The sequence below is a fragment of the Streptomyces sp. NPDC027962 genome (assembly GCF_055566095.1).
The window spans coordinates 22,264-45,639 of sequence record NZ_JBVHTA010000018.1 but is presented as its reverse complement, the minus strand read 5'-3'; the positions used below and the strand labels follow the sequence as shown (position 1 = coordinate 45,639).

At 70.5% G+C, this 23,376-nt stretch carries 19 protein-coding genes, 1 tRNA gene and 2 pseudogenes; 19 read left to right on the top strand and 3 right to left on the bottom strand.

Translation table 11 applies throughout. From position 1 onward, the window contains the following. Nucleotides 1–35 precede the first annotated feature (35 nt). From ACZ4SA_RS18595 to ACZ4SA_RS18525, 15 genes and pseudogenes are all read left to right on the top strand, one after another. The gene (locus ACZ4SA_RS18595; RefSeq protein WP_468275564.1) at nucleotides 36–1,250 is read left to right on the top strand and encodes a Gfo/Idh/MocA family protein; all 1,215 of its coding nucleotides are present in this window, start codon (nucleotides 36–38) and stop codon (nucleotides 1,248–1,250) included. A 33-nt stretch (nucleotides 1,251–1,283) separates the two neighbouring features. Further along, nucleotides 1,284–2,291, top strand: coding sequence for a sugar phosphate isomerase/epimerase family protein (locus tag ACZ4SA_RS18590; RefSeq protein WP_468275560.1), 1,008 nt, complete (start codon nucleotides 1,284–1,286; stop codon nucleotides 2,289–2,291). Nucleotides 2,292–2,545: 254 nt separating this feature from the next. After that, nucleotides 2,546–6,241 carry a ThuA domain-containing protein gene (locus tag ACZ4SA_RS18585; protein WP_468275558.1) on the top strand — a complete coding sequence of 1,232 codons (3,696 nt, stop codon included), beginning with the start codon at nucleotides 2,546–2,548 and terminating at the stop codon, nucleotides 6,239–6,241. Between the two features lie 84 nt (nucleotides 6,242–6,325). Further along, complete coding sequence (locus ACZ4SA_RS18580; protein WP_468275556.1) at nucleotides 6,326–7,462, top strand: inositol-3-phosphate synthase; 1,137 nt, start codon at nucleotides 6,326–6,328, stop codon at nucleotides 7,460–7,462. Beyond that, a complete protein-coding gene (locus ACZ4SA_RS18575; RefSeq protein WP_468275554.1) occupies nucleotides 7,459–9,006 on the top strand; it encodes an SDR family oxidoreductase in 1,548 nt (515 codons plus the stop codon). Before ACZ4SA_RS18580 ends, ACZ4SA_RS18575 begins: the two co-directional genes overlap by 4 nt. Further along, complete coding sequence (locus ACZ4SA_RS18570; protein WP_468275551.1) at nucleotides 9,003–9,875, top strand: sugar phosphate isomerase/epimerase family protein; 873 nt, start codon at nucleotides 9,003–9,005, stop codon at nucleotides 9,873–9,875. Before ACZ4SA_RS18575 ends, ACZ4SA_RS18570 begins: the two co-directional genes overlap by 4 nt. Continuing rightward, nucleotides 9,872–10,519 carry an EboA domain-containing protein gene (locus ACZ4SA_RS18565; protein WP_468275549.1) on the top strand — a complete coding sequence of 216 codons (648 nt, stop codon included), beginning with the start codon at nucleotides 9,872–9,874 and terminating at the stop codon, nucleotides 10,517–10,519. The genes ACZ4SA_RS18570 and ACZ4SA_RS18565 overlap by 4 nt, the downstream gene beginning before the upstream one ends. Then, on the top strand, nucleotides 10,519–11,367 hold the full coding sequence (locus tag ACZ4SA_RS18560) for a TatD family hydrolase (RefSeq protein ID WP_468275546.1): 849 nt from the start codon (nucleotides 10,519–10,521) through the stop codon (nucleotides 11,365–11,367). The genes ACZ4SA_RS18565 and ACZ4SA_RS18560 overlap by 1 nt, the downstream gene beginning before the upstream one ends. 12 nt (nucleotides 11,368–11,379) lie before the next feature. After that, nucleotides 11,380–12,549 carry a metabolite traffic protein EboE gene (gene eboE / locus ACZ4SA_RS18555; protein ID WP_468275544.1) on the top strand — a complete coding sequence of 390 codons (1,170 nt, stop codon included), beginning with the start codon at nucleotides 11,380–11,382 and terminating at the stop codon, nucleotides 12,547–12,549. Next, nucleotides 12,546–13,964 carry a nucleotide pyrophosphatase/phosphodiesterase family protein gene (locus ACZ4SA_RS18550; RefSeq protein WP_468275542.1) on the top strand — a complete coding sequence of 473 codons (1,419 nt, stop codon included), beginning with the start codon at nucleotides 12,546–12,548 and terminating at the stop codon, nucleotides 13,962–13,964. Before eboE ends, ACZ4SA_RS18550 begins: the two co-directional genes overlap by 4 nt. Nucleotides 13,965–13,983: 19 nt before the next feature. Then, nucleotides 13,984–15,153: a sugar phosphate isomerase/epimerase family protein gene (locus ACZ4SA_RS18545; protein ID WP_468275539.1), complete on the top strand. Its 1,170-nt coding sequence runs from the start codon at nucleotides 13,984–13,986 to the stop codon at nucleotides 15,151–15,153. A 205-nt stretch (nucleotides 15,154–15,358) separates the two neighbouring features. Then, entirely contained in the window at nucleotides 15,359–15,982 is a 624-nt protein-coding gene (locus ACZ4SA_RS18540) for an HAD family acid phosphatase (RefSeq protein ID WP_468275536.1), read from the top strand. Nucleotides 15,983–16,130: 148 nt separating this feature from the next. Next, a pseudogene (locus ACZ4SA_RS18535) lies at nucleotides 16,131–16,395 on the top strand (aldehyde dehydrogenase family protein); the annotation flags it as partial. Nucleotides 16,396–16,604: 209 nt separating this feature from the next. Then, on the top strand, nucleotides 16,605–17,096 hold the full coding sequence (locus tag ACZ4SA_RS18530) for a sortase (RefSeq protein WP_468275535.1): 492 nt from the start codon (nucleotides 16,605–16,607) through the stop codon (nucleotides 17,094–17,096). Between the two features lie 93 nt (nucleotides 17,097–17,189). Then, nucleotides 17,190–17,882 carry a class F sortase gene (locus tag ACZ4SA_RS18525; protein ID WP_468275533.1) on the top strand — a complete coding sequence of 231 codons (693 nt, stop codon included), beginning with the start codon at nucleotides 17,190–17,192 and terminating at the stop codon, nucleotides 17,880–17,882. Nucleotides 17,883–17,921: 39 nt separating this feature from the next. Here the strand turns inward: ACZ4SA_RS18525 and ACZ4SA_RS18520 are convergent, their stop codons facing one another. Then, the gene (locus ACZ4SA_RS18520) at nucleotides 17,922–19,232 is read right to left on the bottom strand and encodes a DUF2254 domain-containing protein (protein ID WP_468275530.1); all 1,311 of its coding nucleotides are present in this window, start codon (nucleotides 19,230–19,232) and stop codon (nucleotides 17,922–17,924) included. A gap of 168 nt (nucleotides 19,233–19,400) precedes the next feature. Here ACZ4SA_RS18520 and ACZ4SA_RS18515 point away from each other — a divergent pair. Then, nucleotides 19,401–19,485 (top strand) — tRNA-Leu (locus tag ACZ4SA_RS18515). A gap of 259 nt (nucleotides 19,486–19,744) precedes the next feature. Here ACZ4SA_RS18515 and ACZ4SA_RS18510 read toward each other — a convergent pair. Next, a complete protein-coding gene (locus ACZ4SA_RS18510) occupies nucleotides 19,745–20,329 on the bottom strand; it encodes a hypothetical protein (RefSeq protein WP_468275528.1) in 585 nt (194 codons plus the stop codon). A 627-nt stretch (nucleotides 20,330–20,956) separates the two neighbouring features. Between ACZ4SA_RS18510 and ACZ4SA_RS18505 the strand changes: the two genes are divergently transcribed. Both ACZ4SA_RS18505 and ACZ4SA_RS18500 read left to right on the top strand, forming a co-directional pair. After that, nucleotides 20,957–21,229 carry a hypothetical protein gene (locus tag ACZ4SA_RS18505; protein WP_468275526.1) on the top strand — a complete coding sequence of 91 codons (273 nt, stop codon included), beginning with the start codon at nucleotides 20,957–20,959 and terminating at the stop codon, nucleotides 21,227–21,229. Nucleotides 21,230–21,381: 152 nt separating this feature from the next. Then, nucleotides 21,382–21,864, top strand: a pseudogene (locus ACZ4SA_RS18500) (Tn3 family transposase); the annotation flags it as partial. 37 nt (nucleotides 21,865–21,901) lie between these two features. Here ACZ4SA_RS18500 and ACZ4SA_RS18495 read toward each other — a convergent pair. Then, nucleotides 21,902–22,297, bottom strand: coding sequence for a cupin domain-containing protein (locus ACZ4SA_RS18495; protein ID WP_468275523.1), 396 nt, complete (start codon nucleotides 22,295–22,297; stop codon nucleotides 21,902–21,904). Between the two features lie 52 nt (nucleotides 22,298–22,349). Between ACZ4SA_RS18495 and ACZ4SA_RS18490 the strand changes: the two genes are divergently transcribed. Next, nucleotides 22,350–23,342, top strand: coding sequence for a GlxA family transcriptional regulator (locus ACZ4SA_RS18490; RefSeq protein WP_468275521.1), 993 nt, complete (start codon nucleotides 22,350–22,352; stop codon nucleotides 23,340–23,342). Nucleotides 23,343–23,376: the final 34 nt, after the last annotated feature.

Below are 23,376 nucleotides of genomic sequence, written 5' to 3'. Positions count from 1 at the left end.
CGACGAGATCGTGACTCCGACGAGGAGGATTCCGCATGGAACTGAGGGACAGTGACGCCGCACCGCCGACACTCGGCGTCGGCATGGTCGGCTACGCGTTCATGGGCGCCGCCCACTCCCAGGGGTGGCGCACCGTAGGGCGCGTGTTCGATCTGCCGCTGCGGCCGGTCCTCGCCGCCATCGGCGGCCGTGACGCCGCCGCGGTGCGCGCCGCGGCCGGCAAACACGGCTGGGCGGCGGCGGAGACCGACTGGCGCGCCCTCGTGGCCCGCGACGACGTGCAGCTCGTCGACGTCTGCACGCCGGGCGACAGCCATGCGGAGATCGCGATCGCGGCGCTGGAGGCGGGCAAGCACGTCCTGTGCGAGAAGCCGCTGGCCAACTCGGTCGCAGAGGCGGAAACCATGGTCGCTGCGGCTGAACGGGCACGCGTGCGCGGGCAGTTGGCCATGGTCGGGTTCAACTACCGGCGGGTCCCGGCCCTCGCGTACGCCCGCCGGCTGATCGCCGAGGGCCGGCTCGGCGCCCTGCGGCACGTACGGGTCACCTATCTGCAGGACTGGCTGGTCGACCCCGACTTTCCGCTGACCTGGCGGCTCCGGCGCGAGCACGCGGGCTCCGGCGCGCTCGGCGATCTCGGCGCGCACATCGTCGACCTCGCGCAGTATCTGGCGGGGGAACTGCTGGTCGGGGTCTCCGCCCAGATGGAGACCTTCGTGAAGGAACGGCCCCGGCTCCAGGGCGTCTCCGCGGGTCTGACCGCATCGGGCGGCAAGGAGCGCGGGGCGGTCACGGTCGACGACGCGGCGGTCTTCAGCGGCCGGCTCGCCTCCGGCGCGCTCGCCACCTTCGAGGCGACCCGGATGGCGACGGGCCGCAAGAACGCGCTCCGGCTGGAGATCAACGGCCGGCACGGATCGCTCGCCTTCGACCTCGAGCGGCTCAACGAGCTGTCGTACCACGACCACCACGAGCCCGCCGCCACGGCCGGGTTCCGCCGGATCCTCGTCACCGAGGCCGAGCATCCGTATCTGGAGGCCTGGTGGCCGCCGGGTCACGCGCTCGGATACGAGCACACCTTCGCACACCAGGCGCGCGACCTGGTCGAGGCCATCGCCACAGGCACCGACCCGGTCCCGTCGTTCGCCGACGGGCTCCAGGTGCAGCGGGTGCTCGCGGCGGTGGAGGAGAGCGCCGAGAAGAACGCCGTCTACACCCCCGTACAGGCACTACAGGCACAGGTCCGGTAGAGGAATCCGGCAGGGATCCGGTTTGGAGGCGCCATGCCACGCCCGTTCACACTGTTCACCGGCCAGTGGGCCGATCTGCCGCTCGAGGAGGTCTGCTCCCTTGCCCGTGACTTCGGCTACGACGGTCTGGAACTCGCCTGCTGGGGCGACCACTTCGAGGTCGACAGAGCCCTCGCCGACCCGTCGTACCTGGACGGGCGGCACGCGCTGCTGGAGAAGTACGGCCTCAAGTGCTGGGCCGTCTCCAACCATCTGGTCGGCCAGGCCGTCTGCGACAACCCCATCGACGAGCGCCACCAGGGCATCCTGCCCGCCAGGATCTGGGGGGACGGTGAGCCCGAGGGCGTGCGGCAGCGGGCCGCGGCCGAGCTGAAGGACACCGCGCGCGCCGCGGCCGCCTTCGGCGTCGACACGGTCATCGGCTTCACCGGTTCGTCGATCTGGCACCTCGTCGCGATGTTCCCGCCCGTGCCCGAGCGGATGATCGAGCGCGGCTACCAGGACTTCGCGGAGCGCTGGAACCCGATCCTCGACGTCTTCGACACCGAGGGCGTCCGCTTCGCCCACGAGGTCCACCCCAGCGAGATCGCCTACGACTACTGGACCACCGAACGGGCCCTGGCGGCGGTCGGCAACCGTCCGGCCTTCGGGCTGAACTTCGATCCGAGTCACTTCGTCTGGCAGGACCTCGACCCCGTCGGCTTCCTGTACGACTTCCGGGACCGGATCTACCACGTCGACTGCAAGGAGGCCCGCAAGCGCCTCGACGGACGCAACGGTCGGCTCGGCTCCCATCTCCCGTGGGGCGACCCCCGCCGCGGCTGGGACTTCGTCTCCGCAGGGCACGGCGACGTGCCGTGGGAGGACGTGTTCCGGATGCTGCGCTCGATCGGCTACGACGGCCCCATCTCGGTGGAGTGGGAGGACGCCGGCATGGACCGGCTGACCGGTGCTCCACAAGCGCTTGCCGCACTGAAACGCTTCGACTTCGACCCGCCGACCGCCTCCTTCGACGCGGCATTCGGAGGCGGCGACAACTAGCGAACACCAGGTCCGAGCCCGGTGGTCGGGAAGGCCGCCGGGCCGGTCCGGGCTGCCCGGGTACACCTTTGTCCTGTGCTGGGAAAAAGTTCAACTTCACTGCTGCGCAAGGGCTTTCGGCCCAGGACGAACCCGGCTACCGTCCCATCTCGTGTACACGGCACAGGTGGTTCAGGAGTGACGGCGCATTCCGGTTCCACGGCACACGGTTCCACGGCACACCGCCCGTTCGACCGGCACACCGGAGGACATTCGTGCACAGAACAAGGCTCAGAGGCCGCAAGGCGCTCGCGCTCCTCACCGGCACACTCCTCGCCGCAGGTTCGCTCGCCCTCACCGCGCCGACAGCGGCGTCCGCCGCAGACCCCGAGGCGGCCCGTTCAGCGGCCGCAGAGGAATTCCAGCAGGTGACCCTCGCCAAGGGCGGTGAGGAGACCGGCGAACCCATGTCGCTGGCCGTGCTGCCCGACCGGAGCGTGCTCCACACCTCCCGCAGCGGCGAGCTGCGGATGACCGACGCCGCCGGCAACACCCGCGTCGTCGGCACCATCCCGGTGTACTCGCACGACGAAGAGGGACTCCAAGGCGTGGGCCTGGACCCCGACTTCGCGCAGAACCGGTTCATCTATCTCTACTACGCACCGCCGATGGACACCCCCGCAGGTGACGCCCCCAACGAGGGCACCGCGGCGGACTTCGCGGAGTTCGACGGCGTCAACCGGCTCTCGCGGTTCGTCCTCAACGAGGACGGCACACTGGACAACGCCAGCGAGAAGAAGATCATCGACATCCCGGCGACCCGCGGCATCTGCTGCCACGTCGGCGGCGACATCGACTTCGACGCCGAGGGCAACCTGTACCTGTCGACGGGCGACGACTCCAACCCCTTCGCCTCCGACGGCTTCACGCCCATCGACGACCGGCCGGGCCGCAACCCCGCCTACGACGCCCGCCGCACCTCCGGCAACACCAACGACCTGCGCGGCAAAATCCTGCGCATCAAGGTCAACGAGGACGGCTCCTACTCCGTACCCGAGGGCAACCTCTTCGCACCCGGCACGGACAGGACCCGGCCCGAGATCTACGCCATGGGCTTCCGCAACCCCTTCCGCTTCAGCGTCGACAAAAAAACCGGCATCCTCTACGTCGGCGACTACGGGCCCGACTCCGGCACCGCCGACCCCAAGCGCGGCCCGGCCGGCCAGGTCGAGTTCGCCCGCGTCACCGGCCCCGGCAACTTCGGCTGGCCGTTCTGCACCGGCGACAACGACCCGTACGTCGAGTACGACTTCGCCACCAAGACCTCGGGCGCCACCTTCGACTGCGCGAACCTGAAGAACACCTCGCCGCACAACACCGGCCTCGTCGACCTGCCGCCCGCGCAGCCCGCCTGGATCCCGTACGACGGCGGCTCCGTACCCGAGTTCGGCAGCGGCTCCGAGTCCCCCATGGGCGGTCCCGTCTACCGGCACAACCCGGACTCCGACTCTCCGGTGGCCTTCCCCGCGGAGTACGACGGCGACTTCTTCGCCGGCGAGTTCGGCCGGCGCTGGATCAAGCGGATCGAGCAGGGTGAGGACGGCACGGTCCAGTCCATCAACCCCGTCCCCTGGACCGGCACCCAGGTCATGGACATGGCCTTCGGGCCCGACGGCGCGCTGTACGTCCTCGACTACGGCACCGCCTGGTTCGGCGGCGACGAGAACGCCGGCCTGTACCGGATAGAGAACGCCACCGGCGGACGCTCACCGGTCGCGGAGGCCTCCGCCAACAAGACCTCCGGCCAGGCGCCGATGCGTGTCTCCTTCTCCTCCGCGGGCACGACGGACGCCGACGGCGACACCCTCACCTACGCCTGGGACTTCGGCGACGGCGCCACCTCCACCGAGGCCGACCCCGTCCACCGTTACACCAGGAACGGCACCTACACGGCGACGGTCACCGCCAAGGACCCCACGGGCCGCACCGGCTCCGCCAGTGTCCGTGTCGTGGTCGGCAACACCGCGCCCAAGGTGACCCTCGAGCTCCCGGCGGACGGCACGCTGTTCGGCTTCGGTGACGAGATCCCGTTCAAGGTGACGGTCACGGATCCCGAGGACGGCGCGATCGACTGCGCCAAGGTCAAGGTGAACTACATCCTCGGCCACGACAGCCACGGCCACCCCATCACCTCGGCCACCGGCTGCTCCGGCACCATCAAGACCTCCGCCGACGGCGGCCACGACCCCAACGCCAACATCTTCGGAGTCCTCGACGCCGAGTACACCGACGGCGGAGGCGGCGGCCAGGCCGCGCTGACCAGCCACGACCATGCCCAGCTGCAGCCCCGCCACCGGCAGGCCGAGCACTTCGACAACCAGTCCGGCATCAAGACCTACGACAAGGCGGCCGCCAACGGCGGCAAGACCGTCGGCGACATCGACAACGGCGACTGGATCTCCTTTGAAACGTACAACCTCGCCGGGTCCACCAAGCTCACCGCCCGGGTCTCCTCCGGCGGCGCCGGCGGCTTCCTCGAGGTGCGCACCGGCTCCCCGAACGGTCCGATCCTCGGCTCGGCACCCGTCCCGGTCACCGGCAGCTGGGAGACGTTCCAGGACATCGACGTACCCCTGCGGGGCGTGACCAAGAGGACCACCGAACTGTTCCTGGTCTTCAAGGGCGGCGCCGGCGCGCTCTACGACGTCGACGACTTCGAGTTCTCCGACACCCCCGTCGACAAGGCCGCCAAGCGTGTCCTCGTCTTCTCCAAGACCGCCGGCTACCGCCACGACTCCATCGGGACCGGCGTCGCGGCCCTGAAGGAGCTCGGGAAGACCAGCAACATCACGGTCGACGCCACCGAGGCGGCCGGCCAGTTCACCACCAGCAACCTCGCCCGCTACGACTCCGTCGTCTTCCTCTCCACCACCGGCGACGTGCTCAACGCCGAGCAGCAGAAGGCGTTCGAGAACTACGTCGCGGGTGGCGGCGGCTACATGGGTATCCACGCCGCCGCCGACACCGAGTACGACTGGGAGTTCTACGGCGGGCTCGTCGGCGCCCACTTCCAGTCCCACCCGCACATCCAGCCCGCCACCGTCCGCGTCGAGGACCACGCCCACCCGGCCACCGAGCACATCGACGGCCCGTGGGAGCGCACCGACGAGTGGTACAACTACCGCACCAACCCCCGTGAGCAGGCACGCGTCCTTGCCACCCTCGACGAGACCACCTACGAGGGCGGCACCATGAAGGGCGACCACCCGATCGCCTGGTGCCAGACCTACGAGGGCGGCCGCGCCTTCTACACCGGCGGCGGCCACACCAAGGAGTCCTACGCGGAGCCGGCCTTCCGCCGGCACCTGCTGGGCGGCCTGCGCTATGCCACGGGCCAGGTGAAGGCCGACTGCAGGCCCCGCACCGGCTACCGGCCGATCTTCAACGGCGAGACCCTCGAGGGCTGGAAGCAGGCCGGACCGGGCAGGTTCACCGTCGCCGACGGCGAACTCCACACCGAGGGCGGCATGGGCATGCTGTGGTACCAGGCCAAGGAACTCGGCTCGTACTCGCTGAAGCTCGACTGGAAGATGGACGGCGACGACAACTCCGGTGTCTTCGTCGGGTTCCCGGCCTCCGACGACCCGTGGTCCGCGGTGAACAACGGCTACGAGATCCAGATCGACGCCACCGACGCCGCCGACCGCACCACCGGCGCCGTCTACGGCTTCAAGTCCGCGAACATCAAGGCACGCGACCAGGTCCTGCGGCCGCCAGGCCAGTGGAACAGCTACGAGATCCGCGTCCGGGGCGAGCGTCTGCAGGTCTTCCTCAACGGAGTGAAGATCAACGACTTCACCAACACGGACCCGGCCCGCAGCCTCAAGGACGGCCACATCGGCATCCAGAACCACGGGGCCGACGACCAGGTGTCCTTCCGTGACATCCAGTTGAAGCAGCTGCCCTCGTAGCCCACCGTGCGCCCATGAGCCGGCGGCGGGCGGGGAGGCGCCGTACCCCCCGCCCGCCGTCCTCCACCACATCGGAACATCGACATGGCAGGGAGGCAGCCCGTGAGAGACGGGAATGCACGCACCGGAGTCTGGTTCGTCGGAGCACGCGGCTCGGTGGCCACCACAGCCGTCGCCGGATGCGCGGCGGTCACGGCGGGACTGCACCCGCCGACCGGCATGGTGACCGAGACCCCGGCCTTCACCGGCACCGGCCTGCCACCCCTGCCCTCGCTCGTCCTCGGCGGCCACGACACCGCCCACTGCCCGCTGCCCAAGCGCGCGGAGCACCTCACGGGGGCGGGCGTCCTGCCGCACGGGCTCGCCTCCGCCGTGCGCACCGAACTGGCCGCGGCCGACGCGGAGATACGGCCCGGAGGCCCCGGCGCCGGCGACACCCGCTCCGACGAGGAACTCATCACGGCGTTCGCGGCCGACATGGAGTCCTTCCGTTCACGTCACGCCCTGGAACGGGTCGTCGTCATCAATGTCTCCTCGACCGAACCGCTCCCCGAGCCCGGCGCCGTACGGCTGCCGCCGAGCTCGCTCTACGCCGCAGCCGCCGTGCGCGCCGGCTGCCCCTACGTCAACTTCACACCCTCCACCGGGCTGCGCACCACGGCCCTCACCGACGCCGTCGCGGCCAGTGGACTTCCCCACGCGGGCCGCGACGGCAAGACCGGCCAGACGCTGCTGCGGGCCGTACTGGCCCCGATGTTCGTGCAACGCGCCCTGACCGTACGGGCCTGGTCCGGCACCAACCTGCTGGGCGGCGGGGACGGCGCCGCGCTGGCCGACCCGGCAGCGGCGGCCGCCAAGAACGCAGGCAAGGAACGCGTCCTCGCCGACACCCTCGGCCACACCCCGGAGGGCGAGGTCCACATCGACGACGTACCCGCGCTCGGCGACTGGAAGACGGCGTGGGACCACATCGCCTTCGAGGGCTTCCTCGGCTCGCGGATGATCCTCCAGACCCTCTGGCAGGGCTGCGACTCGGCGCTCGCCGCGCCGCTGGTCCTGGACCTGGCACGGCTGGTGGCCCGCGCCCACGAGGCGGGCCTCTCCGGCCCGCTCCCCGAACTCGGCTTCTACTTCAAGGACCCGGACGGCGGCCCCGCGGGCCTGTCCGAACAGTTCACCGCGCTGCTGTCCTTCGCCGACCGGCTGCGGGAGACCCCGTGATCAGCTCACTACGGGCCCGCCTGGCCCCGGCGCGAGCGAGTGGCACATCCGAATCGACCCGGCGAGCCCCGGCCACTGGGGCTGCTGCGGCCCGTCCTCCTGCCGGACCCCCGCGACGCCGTGCCACGCTCCGGGACTGGGCCGAACTGCTGCGCGTCTCGGCCCTGTTCACCGTCCCGGGCGACGCCCTGGCCGGCGCCGCCGCGGTCGGCCTGCGGCCCAACCGCGGCACGGCGCTCGCCCTGGGCGCCTCGTTGTGCCTGTACGAGGCGGGCATGGCGCTCAACGACTGGGCGGACACCGCGGAGGACGCCGTGGACCGGCCCCACCGGCCGATCCCCTCGGGGCGCATCTCGCCCCGGGCCGCGCTGGGTGCGGCGGGGTTGTTCACGGCGGCCGGCCTGACCCTCGCGGCCCGCGCGGGCCGCTCCGCCCTCGCCGTGGCAACGGCCCTGTCGGCGACGGTCTGGGCTTACGACCTCCGCCTCAAGCACACGAAGGCGGGCCCGGCCGCGATGGCCACGGCCCGCGGCCTCGACCTCCTCCTGGGCGCAACGGCAACGTTGTCCGCGACCGCCCCCGCCCCACCGCGACCCCAGGGGACGCCGTCGCCGGCCGCGGCGCGCGGCATCGGCCGGGCGACGGCACGCAGGCCGGCGTCCGAGGGCGCGCGGGTCCTGGTGACGGACATCGACGCGGATGCCGCCGAGCGGACCGCGGCCACCATCGAGGACGCTGCCGCCTTCCGCTGCGATGTCGGTGACCGGGCGTCGGTCGAGGCTGCCGTCGCATACGCCGTGGAGCGCTTCGGCACCCTGGACGTCCTCGTGAACAACGCGTTCTCGTGCAGCGCCCGCGGCTCGCGGCGCGGCGCAGGCGCGGTGCCGTCCACGGCGTTCGCCCCCCGTGTCCGACGCGGAGCGCCCGGCGCGGGCGCGACGGCATGGCCCGCGTGGTCGCGCATCGCCGCGGATGCGGCGCCGTCCCGTGCGTTTGCCCGCGGAAGCGTGGGCCGGGGCGCGGTGGCGTCGCCTGACGCGACCGGACGCGTAGCGGCCGCCCGGGGGCCGGGGGGCAGGCCACCCGTGTCCCGTCAGGGTTTCGGGGAGGGGTGGGGCGGGGGATCCTCCACCCCGTCCCGGACCGCCCTGCCCGCCGCCGCGATGCTCGCCGCCCACACCTACGCCGTCACCTCCGTGTCCCGGCACGAGGCGCAGGGCGGCTCGACCCTGGTGCCTCTCGCGGCGTTGGCCGGCACCGCCGTGCTGGGCCTCCTCGCCGTGCGGCCACGCGGCGGGGTGGCGGCCACCCTGCCCGCCCTGCTCGCCGCCGCGTATCTGCGTACCGCCGCGACCGGTTACCTCCACGCCGCGCTCAACCCGTCCCCGCCCCTCACACAACGCGCCGTCGGCGGCGGCATCCGCGCCATGATCCCGCTCCAGGCGGCCCTCGCCGCCCGCTCCGGAGCGGGCGGCACCGGACTCGCCGTGATGGGGCTCGTACCGCTCGCCCGCACACTCGCACGGAAGGTGAGCCTCACGTGAGCCCCCAGCCCGCACCCCTGCGTTTCGGCTACGGCACGAACGGCCTCACCGATCTGCGTCTCGACGACGCACTCGGCCTGCTCGCCGACCTCGGTTACGACGGCGTCGGGCTCACGCTCGACCACATGCACCTCGACCCCCTTGCCCCCGACCTTGCGACCCGCACCGCCGCTGTAGCCCGCAGGCTCGGCGAACTGGGTCTCACCGCGACCGTCGAGACCGGCGCGCGCTATGTCCTCGACCCGCGCCGCAAGCACGGTCCGTCCCTTCTCGACCCGGACGCGGACGCCCGCGCCGCCCGAACCGGGCTGCTGATCACGGCCGTGAAGGTCGCGACAGATCTCGGGGCGCACGCCGTGCACTGCTTCAGCGGTATCACCCCGCCCTGCACGGACGACGACACCGCGTGGAAGCGGCTGGAGGACGCGCTGCTGCCCGTCCTCGACGCCGCCGCCTCCGCGGGCGTGCCGATCGCGATCGAACCCGAGCCGGGGCACCTGCTCGGGAACATCGCCGACTTCCACCAACTGCGCACCTCGCTCGGCAATCCCGCCCCCCTCGGCCTCACTCTCGACGTCGGCCACTGCCAATGCCTGGAGCCCGTCTCCCCGGCCGACTGCGTGCGGCACGCCGGCCCCTGGCTGCGGCATGTGCAGATCGAGGACATGCGCCGCGGCGTCCACGAGCACCTGCCCTTCGGCGACGGCGAGATCGACTTCCCCCCGGTCCTCGACGCCCTCGTGGCCACCGGCTATCAGGGTCTCACCGTCGTCGAACTGCCCCGGCACTCCCACGCCGGGCCCGAACTGGCCCGCGCATCCATCGAGTTCCTCAATGCCGCACGTACGAAGGGAAAGACGGCACCGTGAAGCAGACACCTCCCTGGAGGCGCACGGACGTCGACGCGGGGCTCGCCGACGACACCGCCCGCGCCTGGCTCGACGACGCCCTCGCCGACGCCGCCCGCGCCGCCCAGGCACCCCCGGCCGGACCCTCCCCGTACACCGCGAACACCTGGGAGCTGCGCTTCGCCGCCGCGGGCCGCCACTGCGGCCAGGACAACGCGGACGGTGTCCGCACCCTCCTCCTCATCGAGGCCCGCGCCGACGTGGAGACCCTCACCCGCATCTACCAGCAGGGCAGCGCCGCCGAACGCCGCGCCGTGCTCCAGGTCCTGCCCGCACTCGTCGACGGCCCGTACGCCGTGCATCTGGTCGACGACGCGCTGCGCACCAACGACACCCGGCTCGTGGCCGCCGCCGTCGGCCCGTACGCCGCCGGCCATCTCGAACCGCACGCCTGGCGGCACGCGCTTCTCAAGTGCCTGTTCACCGGCGTCCCCCTCGACGCCGTCGCCGGTCTCGAACAGCGCGCCCGCGGTGACGGCGAACTCGCCCGCATGCTCACCGACTTCGCGGCGGAGCGGACCGCCGCCGGCCGAGACGTCCCCCACGACCTGGATCGCGTGCTGGCCCTGACCGGCACGGCTCTCCAGCAAGCCGAGGAGTCCTGATGCGTATCTTCGACCCCCACATCCACATGACGTCACGCACCACCGACGACTACGAGGCGATGTACGCCGCCGGTGTGCGTGCCGTCGTCGAACCGGCCTTCTGGCTGGGGCAGCCCCGCACCTCCCCGGCCAGCTTCTTCGACTACTTCGACGCCCTCCTCGGCTGGGAACCCTTCCGCGCCGCTCAGTACGGCATGGCCCACCACTGCACCATCGCGCTCAACCCCAAGGAGGCCAACGACCCCCGCTGCGCACCCGTCCTCGACGCGCTGCCCCGCTATCTCGTCAAGGACTCGGTCGTCGCCGTCGGCGAGATCGGCTACGACTCGATGACCCCCGCGGAGGACACGGCACTCGCCGCCCAGCTGCAACTCGCCGCCGACCACGGCCTGCCCGCGCTGGTCCACACACCGCACCGCGACAAACTCGCCGGCCTGCACCGCACCGTCGACGTCGTCCGCGAGTCGAACCTGCCTACCGACCGCGTCCTGCTCGACCACCTCAACGAGACCACCGTCAAGCACGCGATCGACAGCGGTTGCTGGCTCGGCTTCTCCATCTACCCGGACACCAAGATGGACGAGGACCGCATGGTCACCGTCCTGAAGACGTACGGAACGGAGAAGGTCCTCGTCAACTCGGCCGCCGACTGGGGCAGGAGCGACCCGCTCAAGACCCGCAAGGTCGGGGACGCCATGCTCGCGGCCGGCTTCACCGAGGACGACGTCGACCAGGTCCTGTGGCGCAACCCGGTGGCCTTCTACGGCCTCAGCGGACGGCTCGAGCTGGACGTCCCGGAACCGGAAGGCCTCCACGAGGGCAACTCCATCCTCCGCGGCGGGGAATGAGAGGAGCCACGGATGCGCTTCCGCCACCCCGACGGCTCCACCGTCCACCTGTCGTACTGCACCAACGTCCACCCCGCGGAGACTCTCGACGGCGTCCTGGCACAACTGCGGGACCACTGCGAGCCGGTACGCAAGCGCCTCGGCCGCGACCGGCTCGGCATCGGCCTGTGGCTCGCCAAGGACGCCGCCCAGGCGCTGATCACCGACCCGGCGGCACTGCGCACACTGCGCGCGGAGCTGGAGCGCCGCGGCCTGGAGGTCGTCACGCTCAACGGCTTCCCCTACGAGGGCTTCGGCGCGGAGGAGGTCAAGTACCGGGTCTACAAACCCGACTGGACCGATCCCGAACGGCTCGGGCACACCACCGACCTGGCCCGCCTGCTTGCCGCACTGCTGCCCGACGACGTCATAGAGGGCACCATCTCCACCCTCCCGCTCGCCTGGCGCTCCGGCTTCGACGAGCGGGCCGCCGCCACCGCGCACACCGCCCTCACCTCCCTCGCCGAACGCCTCGACGCACTCGAGGAGCTCACCGGCAAGTCCGTCAGGATCGCTCTCGAACCCGAGCCGGGCTGCACCGTGGAGACCACCGCCGACGCGATCGGCCCCCTCGGCGCCGTCGCGGGGGACCGGATCGGCATCTGCATCGACACCTGCCATCTCGCCACGTCCTTCGAGGAACCCCGGACCGCCCTCGCCGCCCTCGCCGCGGCCGGCATCGCCGTCCCGAAGGTGCAGCTGTCCGCCGCGCTGCACGCCGAGCACCCCCATCTGCCGGAAGTCCGCGAGGCGCTCGCCGCCTTCGCGGAACCCCGCTTCCTGCACCAGACCCGCACCCGTACGGCAGCGGGACTGCGCGGCACCGACGACCTCGACGAGGCTCTGGCCGGCGACGCCATTCCCGACGGCGCACCCTGGCGCGCGCACTTCCATGTCCCCCTGCACGCCCCGCCCGCCCCGCCGCTCGCCTCCACCCTGCCGGTGCTCCAGGACACCCTGACCCGGCTCGTGGGCGTCCCGGAGCCCCGCACCCGCCACCTCGAGGTCGAGACCTACACCTGGCAGGCCCTCCCGCCCGAGCTGCGTCCCCGCACCCGTACCCAGCTCGTCGACGGCATCGCCGCCGAAATCACCCTGGCCCGCGACCTGCTCACCGACCTCGGCCTCAAGGAACTGCCATGAGAGACACCCGCCCCACCCCCTTGCTGGTCCTGGACGTGGTCGGCCTCACCCCCCGGCTCCTCGACCACATGCCCCGCCTCAAGGCCCTCGCCGCCGCCGGTTCCCAGGCGGCCCTGTCGACCGTGCTGCCGGCCGTGACCTGCTCCGCCCAGTCCACGTTCCTCACCGGAGCCCTCCCCGCGGAGCACGGCATCGTCGCCAACGGCTGGTACTTCCGCGAGCTCGGCGAGGTCCTGCTGTGGCGCCAGCACAACGGCCTCGTCGCCGGCGACAAGCTCTGGGACGCCGCCCGGCGCGCGCACCCCGGCTACACGGTCGCCAACATCTGCTGGTGGTACGCGATGGGCGCCGACACCGACATCACCGTCACCCCGCGTCCGGTCTACTACGCCGACGGCCGCAAGGAACCCGACTGCTACACCCGCCCGCCGGCGCTGCACGACGAACTGACGGAGAAGCTGGGCACGTTCCCCCTCTTCCACTTCTGGGGCCCGGGCGCCGACATCGTTTCCAGCCGGTGGATCGCCGACGCCACCCGCCACATCATGCGCACCCGTCACCCGGACCTGACTCTGTGCTACCTGCCGCACCTCGACTACGACCTGCAGCGATACGGCCCGGACGACCCCCGCTCCCACCGGGCCGCGGCCGACCTCGACGCGGTCATCGGCCCGCTGCTCGACGACGCACGGAAGGCGGGCCGCACCGTCGTCGCGCTCTCCGAGTACGGCATCACCCGCGTCAGCCGCCCGGTCGACATCAACCGCGCCCTGCGCCGCGCCGGTCTCCTCGAGGTCCACGCCCAGGACGGCATGGAGTACTTGGATCCGATGGCCTCCCGCGCCTTCGCCGTCGCCGACCACCAGCTCGCCCACGTCTACGTCCGCCGCCCCCAGGACCTCGAGGCAACCCGGGAGGTACTGGCCGGCCTGCCCGGCATCGACGAACTCCTCGACGACGAGGGCAAGAAGGCGGGCGGCCTTGACCACCCCCGCTCCGGGGAGCTGGTGGCCGTCGCCGAACCCGACGCTTGGTTCACGTACTACTACTGGCTCGACGACGCCCGCGCCCCCGACTTCGCGCAGCTCGTCGAGATCCACCGCAAGCCGGGCTACGACCCCGTCGAGCTGTTCACGGACCCGCTCGACCCCTACGTCCGCCTCAAGGCCGCCACGGCAGTGGCCCGCAAGAAGCTCGGCATGCGCTACCGCCTCGCGGTCGTGCCCCTCGATCCGTCCCCGATCCGAGGCAGCCACGGCCGCCTCCCCGCGAGCGACGAAGAAGGTCCGCTCCTTCTGTGCTCCACCCCCCGCACCGTTTCAGGCCGCGTCGCGGCCACCGATGTGAAGTCACTGCTGCTCCGTCTGGCGGGCCTCGGCGAACACGCAGAGCGCCCGGCACCCGTGTCCGAATGAAGTGAGAGTGGGAATCACCGTGACCGCGTTCAACGAAGAGACCGCCACCGACGAAGCCCTGCGCCGCACGCTCGGCGTCAGCCGCCGCCGGTTCCTCAGCACCTGCACCGCAGCCGCTGCCGCGGCGATCGCCGCCCCGGCCCTGGGCGCCTCGCCGGCGCTGGCCCGGGGACGGGAGAAGGGCGAGGACAGAGGCCACGACCACGGGCGTTCCGCCCTGGTCCCGCCCCACAAGCGCGGCATCATCCTCTACACCGTCCGCGACGCGACCGGCCGCGACCCGCTGTCCACGGACCTGCCGTCGGGCTTCCGTGAGGTCTTCAAGCAGCTGTCCCGCTACGGATACAAGCAGGTGGAGTTCGCCGGGTACCGCCAGCACGCGAACGCTCCCGGCGGCGCGAACCTCGAGACCGTCGAGGGCGCGAAGCTCATGCGCTCGTGGCTGGACGAGTACGGGCTGCGGGCGCAGGGCAACCACGGCTTCATACCGGGCTCCTGGCCGCTGACGACCGCCGACCTCGACACCTTCAAGCGGCACCTGGAGATCGCCAACATCCTCGGCATGGGTCACATGGGCACCGGCGGCGACCCGACGGGCAGTTCCTACCGGGCCGACTGGGACGTCGCCGCGGACAAGTGGAACGCGCTCGGTGCGATCGCCCGCCGGGAGGGCATCAAGCTCTACACCCACAACCACGACTCGGCGTACGGCTTCCTGCTCGACGGCGGTCCGCTCGACGACCAGGGCCGCCCGACCCGCAGCTCCGGCCTCCGCAAGCTCGAGTACTTCCTCAGGACGACCGACCCGCGCGACGTCTGGCTGGAGATGGACGTCTACTGGGCCCACGTGGCCCAGTACAAGTTCCACACGTACACCGCTCACGACGGCTCCCGGCGTGAGCAGCTCTTCGACCCGGCGGGCCTGGTGGCCCGCCACAACATGCGCTACCCGCTGTTCCACGCCAAGGACGGCACGGTCAACACCCAGAACGGCCAGGGCTACGACATGGTGACGTTCGGCGAGGGCGACATCGACTACCGGACGTTCTTCAGGCGGGTGGGGGCGAAGAACTACCACAACCCGATGATCGAACACGACGGCGCGCCCAGCTCCACGGACCCGGGGCAGTCCCTCGAGGTCGCCCGGGACAGCTACCGGAACCTCGCGGCGCTGCGCGCGCACCGCTGAGATCCCACCGCTGACGCGCAGCGGTCCGCCCGGTGGAACGCGGTCACCGGGCGGACCGCCCCGGCGCGCTCCAGAACAAAGACGCTACCGATCGGTAGTAAGAACGTCGCCTTCCGTCCATCATTAAGCGCGAGCATGTCAACTCGTTCGTCCGACCAGGGCCGAACGGGCTCCCTGAGCTGCCTCCACACCCAGGAGACCCCCCATGCATGCACGCACTTGGACGGTCCGCGCCTCGGCGACCGCCGTCACGCTGACCTTCGTCGCAGCCCTCCCCGTCGGCTCCGCCCACGCGGAAACGACCAGAACGACCACAGCGGCACAGACCCAGAGCGTCGACTACCACACCTGGCTGCGCGACGTCGCCGCCGTCGTCGACGAGGCCCGCCCCTACATCGAGCAGCGCGCGGCCGACGCAGCCGGCGAGAAGCAGGCGATCGTCCTCGACATCGACAACACCTCGCTGGAGACGCACTTCCACCCGTTCTGGGAGCTGCCCACCCCCGCCATCGCCACGATGCGCGACCTCGCCCGCTACGCCGACTCCCGTGGCGTCGCCGTCTTCTTCGTCACCGCGCGGCCCGGCATCATCCACTCCCTCACCGACTGGAACCTGAAGAAGACCGGCTACCCGGTCGACGGGCTCTACGTACGTTCCCTGCCCGACCTGTTCCACGAGGTGAGCGCCTACAAGACCGAGAAGCGCGCCGAGATCGAGGCAAAGGGCTACACGATCATCGCCAACATCGGCAACAACACCACCGACCTGGTCGGCGGCCACGCGGAGCGGACCTTCAAGCTCCCCGACTACGACGGCCAACTGTCGTAACGGCGTACGGCAGCCCGTAACGGGCCCGTACAACGGCCGGGTGGCCGCGGTGACCGGTCTCCCGGCCGCCGCGGCCACCCGTGGCCGTACGCGTCGAAGCCTCAGCCCGTGTCCCGGCTGATCGGCTGCGGATCGGCGGTGATCCGTGATCGTCCTCGTCGGCCTGGAGGCGGAGCTGCCGGCCGCGATGAACGCCTCCGACGGCGCACCGGTGGCGACCCTGTGCACGACACGGTGGCGTTCGGGCGACTCGCCTCCAGGTCCGCGCTTTCAAGGCCGGCCACAGCAAGCCCCGTTCCGGTGGCGACCGCTACGAGCTCTTCGGCGGCTTCGGTGCGTCGTGGCGCGGGGCGTTGGAGAGTGGAGCCGTGCGCGTCCTCCGGCGTGCGGGGGACAGGACCGCTAGTCCGTTCGCCATCACCCGGTTGCGGTTGCGGCGGTGGCTCGCCGCGACGACCTGCGACGCGGCATCAGCGGGAGGACCGGGCCCAGCCCCTTACCGGGTGACAGAGGTGTCGGCAAGCCGTCCAGTGGTGATCACTAACTGTCGGTTGCCTCGTGCGAGGAGCACAGCGGAGGCGCCGTACAGACAGGCCGGACCCTGCTCCACTGGAGGATTGACATGCGTATGGCACGTGCCGGCATCCCGGCCGCCCTCATCCTAGGCGCCCTAGCCCTGTCCGCCCCGGCCGCGATGGCCGCCGAGGAGGACGAAGGGCGCATCAGTATCAGCGAGCAGAGGGCCGCGCCGGGCACCACGGTCACCGTCACCACCAACGCCTGCGGTGAGGAGACCTACGGCAAGGGGCAGTCCGAGGCGGCCGGACAGTTCCACCTGATGGAGAGCGACGAGAAGGGTGTGCTGCAGGGCGAGTTCACGGTCCCCGACGACGCCGAGTCCGGCAGCGACACCATCACCCTGAAATGCCCCCCGAGGACCAAGGTCACCGGCAGCTACCAGATCACCGGCCATCCCAACGGCGCGGTCGACGCGGGCTTCGGCCCTGCCACGGGCAAGGCCACCCAGCTCGCCCTCGGCGGTGTGCTGGTCACCGGTGCCGTCGTCGGCACAGTGGTCAGGATGCGCCGTCGCCCGAGCGGCGTCCACGCCTGACCGGCCGTCAACCCGCCTGCGGCCCCCGGACACCGCACAGGTGCCGGGGGCCGCAGGGATGCCCCGCCCGCCGCTGAGCAAAGGCCCGCCACGATGGAAAACGGTCACCGGCCGAGGAGCGCTGAAGAACCGCGGTCCCTGGTCCCCTCGTTCAAGATGTGCGCCTGCGCCCTGATCGCGGGAATCCTGCTGATGGCCAACGCGGTGCGGGACGACCACCCGCCGCAGCCTTCGCCCGCCCAGGCCCGGTCCGCCTCCGTCCAGGACGACGCCCGGCCTGCCCGGCCCGCGCCCAGGGACACGCCGACGTCCGCTGCGGTCCCGGCGCTCCCGTCGGCGGACCCCGTCCGGCTGGTGATCCCCGCCATCGCGGTGAACGTCCCCGTGTCACGACTGGAGCTGGACCTCGCCGGTACGCTGCAGCCCCCGCCCGCCAATGCCCCCGCGCTGGCCGGCTGGTACGGCGACGGCACGGCCCCCGGCTCGGTCGGGACATCCATTTTCGCCGGGCACGTGAACACCCCCGTGGGCCCCGGCGTCTTCTACCGGCTCGGCGCCCTCACGAAGGGCGACACCGTTGAGGTCGTGCGGGAGGACCACCGCACGGCCGTCTTCACCGTCGACGCGGTGGAGGTCCACGACAAGAGGGACTTCCCCGACGAGAAGGTCTACGGCGATTCGGACCGGCCCGAGCTACGGGTGATCACCTGTGGCGGCGACTACTCCCGCAGCACGGGCTACGAGGGCAACGTCGTCGTCTACGCGACGCTGAGCGCCGTGCGGTAGCGGAAGCCGGTGCCTGTACGCCGCCGTGGGCGCCACCTTTCAGCCGATGCCCTGCCGGTCGGCCTCCAACGCGAACTCGCGCTCCACCGCTTCGGGCAGGCTTCGTTCCACCGCCTGCACCAGCAGCTCCCGGTGTCGGACCAGGGGCTCGTGCCGCTCGTCGGACACGAACCGCAGCAGGTCCTCGAAGGCGGCCATGAGCCGCCGGGACACCTGCGGATCATCCACTGCACGGCCCCGCAACTCCGTGAACCCGAGATCGACCAGGTCCCCCCACCCGGGGCCGTCCTGCACCAACCGCACCACGCCGTCGCGGTCCCGGTGGTGCACGGCACCGAGCGGGAGGTGCGCCACCGCCGCGAGGAAGTGCACGATCCGGTCGATGCACTGTACGGCGGTGGTCGGGTCGTTCACCGCCGGTGAGAGTGCGCGCAGACCGATGTCGGACAACTGGCGCAGTCCGAAGCCCAGGTCCTGATGGAACGTCCGCTCCGTGCCGACCGACACCGAGGCCTGGAGGAGATGCCGCGCCGGCGCCCCCTCCCGCCCACCGTGCACGGCGAGGACGGGCATGCCCGGCACCACGAAGTCCCCGATACGCGGAATGACGCGCAGCACCACGTCCTTGCGGCGGGCGGCCCGCACGAGCCGGGCCACATTCACGTCCCGCAGCGTCCCCGCCCGCCCGTGATGCGGGACGTGCGCCACTTCGTCGGACAGGGGCGCCGGCGCCGAGTCCTGCGCCGGCATCCTGTGCAGCACCCGGAACGACTCCTTCGTCACCCGCTCCACGACGGGACCGACCTTCATCAGCTGAAGCGTCTGCGTCACGTACGCGATGAACAGCAGCAGACTGAGCACGACCATCAGCAGCGTCAGCGCACCCTGGAACAGCGGCACCGACACCACATTCCGCGGATCGGTCTCGCTGTCGTACGACGTGAGAACCAGCAGCGACAGCAGGAACGTCGAGAGGAACACCGAGAACGTCAGCTTGCTGATCCGGCTCCGGATGAAGATCCGTACGATCCGGGGGCTGAAGTTGCCCGCCGCCATCTGCACGGCGACGAGCGAGATGCTGAAGACGACACCGATGAAGGTCATCATCGCGGAGCTGACCGTGGTCACGACGACCTTGGCGTCCTCGGCCCAGGAGATCAGCGTCTGCACGGTGTCGAAGTCACCATCCGCCTGAAGCGACGCCAGGAGAAACCTGTCGAAGGCGTCGATCAGCCCCCACACCCCGCAGACCAGCACGAGCGCGAGGGTGGGGGCGAACCAGAACGTGTCCCGCAGATGTTCGCGCAGCGGGGAGAGGGTGCGGGGCCGGCGATAGGGGCGTTGACTCACGCAGCCGACGGTAGTCTCGCGCAGCGTATCTGAACGGATACACGCTGTGGCGACCCTGTCCGCGCGCCGCCGCGCACCCCACTGACCACGCAAAACGTGAGTGAGAGGCACCTCGATCCTTTGGTATTGTTGTCCATGTCGCCGCGGGAGACCGGGGTCGACCACCTGGTCCGGGTGGCGGAATGGCAGACGCGCTAGCTTGAGGTGCTAGTGCCCTTTATCGGGCGTGGGGGTTCAAGTCCCCCCTCGGACACTTGCTGTAACGATACGGATGCGAGGGCCTCGACCTTACGGTCGCGGTCCTCGCAGCGTTTGAGCTTTGCCAGGGCGGTCCGTTGGCCAACGCGCCGCCGTCGACGAAGGCCAGGCTGCCCTCGCGCTCCCGCCGGCCCCAGCCCCGTGACCTGAACCGGCCGCCCCCCTTCGTGCTGCTGCCGATCGTCGAGGTCCGAAAGGGTGCCCAATGACGAGACAACAGGTCACGGATTCCACGAAATAACGACGGTCCTGGACTACTTCAGCCGGAAGGTCATGGGCTGGTCCATCGCCGACCGTATGCGCACGAATCTGGTCGCCGACGCCCTGTGGATGGCCGCCCGCACCCGCGGCGTGGACGGGCACCCTTCCCCAGCGCGGACAACGCGGCCTGCGAGCGGTTCCACGCGTCCCTGAGACGCAGGGCAGGCGGCGGCGAGCGTGATCGCAGCGCGCCGGGTTCCGTATTGCGCGACGAGGTACGTCCCGGCTTTCTTGTTGATCGCCCGGATCATCGTGATCGGGATCTTTTTGATCATCTGCTCGCCGAACTTCTGGCCGACCCTCACACCGAAAGCTGCCAGGACGCTCTGCGTGCTCATTCCGATCGCGAGCATCATCGCGACGGTCCGCGCGTGCGGATCACGGATGTCCCATCCCCGAGGGTGCGCGATGGCGCCGGCCATCCGCATGTTGACGGCGAAGGATGCGGCCACGTTCGCGGGTGTCGTCACGCCTGCGGTAAGCAGACCTCCGAGCCCCGTGACGAACCCCTGAGCCCCGGCTGCGGCCACGGACTCCTTGATGAGGCGGGCGATGACCGCGTCGATGTCGTCCTTCATGTCCTCGGAGAGTGGCGCTCATCGTCACCAGGTGCCCGGTAATCGGCGCCCTGCCGACGCGAAAGACGGTCCTCGGCCCAGGTCGCCGACCCCGTGATCGGCCCCACGCCGTTCACCATCACCTTCTCCGCGAGATCGGCGATCCACCGCCCGGCCTTCTCGGCCGCTTTCATCAGGAATCGGGGTCTGAGGAACATCCGTGTCAGATCGTGCGCTAAGGGTTCGCCAGGCTGGTTGATGCTTTGACCTGGGGTGATTGAGCGTCGGAGCTTTCGTGGGTCGTTGTTGTCGATCTTCGGAGAGCTGTTGTGGCGGTCGAGTTCCTGACGGATGAGCAGGCGGTTATCTGGACCTCTTGCGCTCGGTAGGCGTGATGAGCTGGTCTTTTGTGTGGCTGACAGTGTCAGTCACCTCTCCGTAGAGTTGTTCAGTGTCACCGGAGCTGATCCAGCTGGCACCGTACGCAAGGGAGGACCTACCCACATGACCACTGCGCCGTCCGAGCGCACCCTCACCTACGCCGAAGACCTCAGGCCCGAGGACGTCCACGCCTTGGAGACGTTCCTCAACGTCTAGTTGGGGCGGGTGTACGAGGAGGTCGGGGAGACAGGTGAGACGTCCTCCGCGATGCGGTCTCTGCTCATCCTGGTCTGCGACTCGGCCGGGCTTCTGTACACGCTCCTCGCGGTGGAGCGGCCAGAGACGTGGCAGCGGGCCGCGATCGTGCGGGAGTGGCAGCGGCTACGCAGCACGGCCCATGAGTTCAACCACTGTGAGGGCTATGACCATGACCGCTGGTGGAACCAGGTACGGCACTTCGACGCCTCCGCTGAGACCGCGGAGCAGGACCGGATCCGCCGGTTCGCTGATATCGGGCCGTACCCCGAGACCGGACATTAACCGCGTGGGGCGGGGATGCCTCGGCGAAGGTCGCGAAGCTGTCCGAGGGCCACGGCGAGTTCGTTGCGGAGCCGTTCGTTCTCCTCGTTCAGTTTCCGGTTGGCGTCCCGCAGCGCTCGCACCACCGTCTCGTGTGACTTGGTGGTGATGCGCTGGTGAGCCGGTTCGGCACGGTGCGGCCGTTCCTGCGGTTGCTGGTCACCGTGGTGGACTTCGACGCCACCCCGGAGGGTACGGCCGTGCTGAACGCCCTGCGGTCGTTGCCGGAGCTGATGGGCCGCAAGAAGGTCGGCCCGGCCGAGATCGACACCGGTCTGCTGACCGGGTCGTGGCGGCGCCTGGTGCTCTCGGCGCCGCATCTGGAGCCGGGCACAGTGGACTGGAAGGCGTACAGGTTCTGCGTGCTGGAGCAGTTGCACCGGATGCTGCGGAGCAAGCAGGTGTTCGCGAAGAACTCCTCCAAGTGGGGCGACCGGCGGGCGAAGCTGTTGGCCGGTGAGGCGTGGGAGCATGCCCGGCCGACCATGCTGGCCTCGCTGAGCCTGCCCGGTGAGGCGGGCGGGCACCTGGCGGCGAGGGCCGCGCTGCTGGACGGCACGTACAGGGAGGTCGCCAGCCGGGTCCCGGGACAGGCTGACGCCATGGGCAGTGGCGTGTCCGAAGCCTGTCGGGTCAGGTGTTGAGGGCGTGCCCGGTCGTTGAGTCCACGTGGTCCGGGATCTCGTCGTGGCGATCGCCCACGGTCGGTGTCCCGGCGGGCTCGAACATAAGGATTGCGGCGCCGGACGGAGCGTACGGCTTGTGCTCTGTGCCTCGGGGAACGGTGAAGACCGTCCCCTGTGGGAGCAGGACCGTGCGCTCCCCATCGGGCTCGCGCAAGGAGATGTGCAGCTCGCCGTCGAGTACCAGGAAGAACTCGTCGGTGTCGTCGTGAGCGTGCCAGATATGTTCGCCCTCGACCTTGGCGACCCGGACGTCGTAGTCGTTGACGCACGTGACGATGCGGGGGCTCCACAGGGCATCGAAGGAGGCCAGAGCCTTGCTGAGGGAGATGGGTTCGCTACTCATGGGCTCATCCTGAGCCGTTTCGCATGGCCGACGTGAGTGCTAGGAATTGCATATGGCGAAAGAATCCTCGCACGCAGTTCACGCGGCGGGCGTACACCGGGTTGTTGTGATCGTGGACGAGAACTCGAACCCCTTCGAGCTCGGCTGCGCGACCGAGGTCTTCGGTCTGCGCAGACCGGAGATCGGCCGTGATCTCTACGACTTCAGGCTCTGCTCCCCCGAGCCCCGCACACTGATGCGGGACGGATTTTTCACGCTCACGGGAGTCGCCGATTTGGAAGCGGCCGACGCGGCGGACACCTTGATCGTCCCCAACCGCCCGGACATCGAGGTGCCCCGCCGTCCCGCCGTGCTCGACGCTGTCCGACGGGCTCACGCACGCGGTGCGCGCCTGGTCGGCTTCTGCAGCGGCGCTTTCACATTGGCGGAGGCCGGAGTCCTCGACGGGCGCCGGGCCACAGCGCACTGGCAGTGGGCGGATTCCTTCCGGGCCCGCTTCCCCTCTGTCCGGCTCGAATCAGACGTGCTGTTCGTGGATGACGGTGACATCCTCACCGCCGCGGGGAGCGCGGCGGCACTCGATCTTGGGTTGCATGTGGTCCGGCGCGACTACGGCGCGGAGGTCGCCAACTCTGTGAGCCGGCGGCTGGTCTTCGCGGCGCATCGGGACGGTGGGCAGCGGCAGTTTGTGGAGCGCCCCATGCCCGACCTGCCGGACGAGTCCTTGGCGCCTGTCCTGGCCTGGGCCCAGAAACGGTTGGACTCACCGCTCACTGTGTCTGACCTTGCGGCGCGTGCGGCGGTCAGTCAGGCGACGCTGCATCGCCGCTTCCAGGCGCAACTGGGCACGACGCCGTTGACGTGGCTCACGGGGGAACGACTTGCCCTGGCGTGCCGGTTGATCGAACGAGGTGAGTCCCGTTTCGAGGTGGTCGCGCGGCGCAGCGGGCTTGGCACCGCTGCCAATCTGCGCACGCTGATGCGCCGCGAGACCGGTATCACTCCGTCGGCATACAAGCGCCGGTTCGGGCCGGAGGTGAATTGAAACGGCGGGGTTCCCCTTCCGGCGAACCACGTGT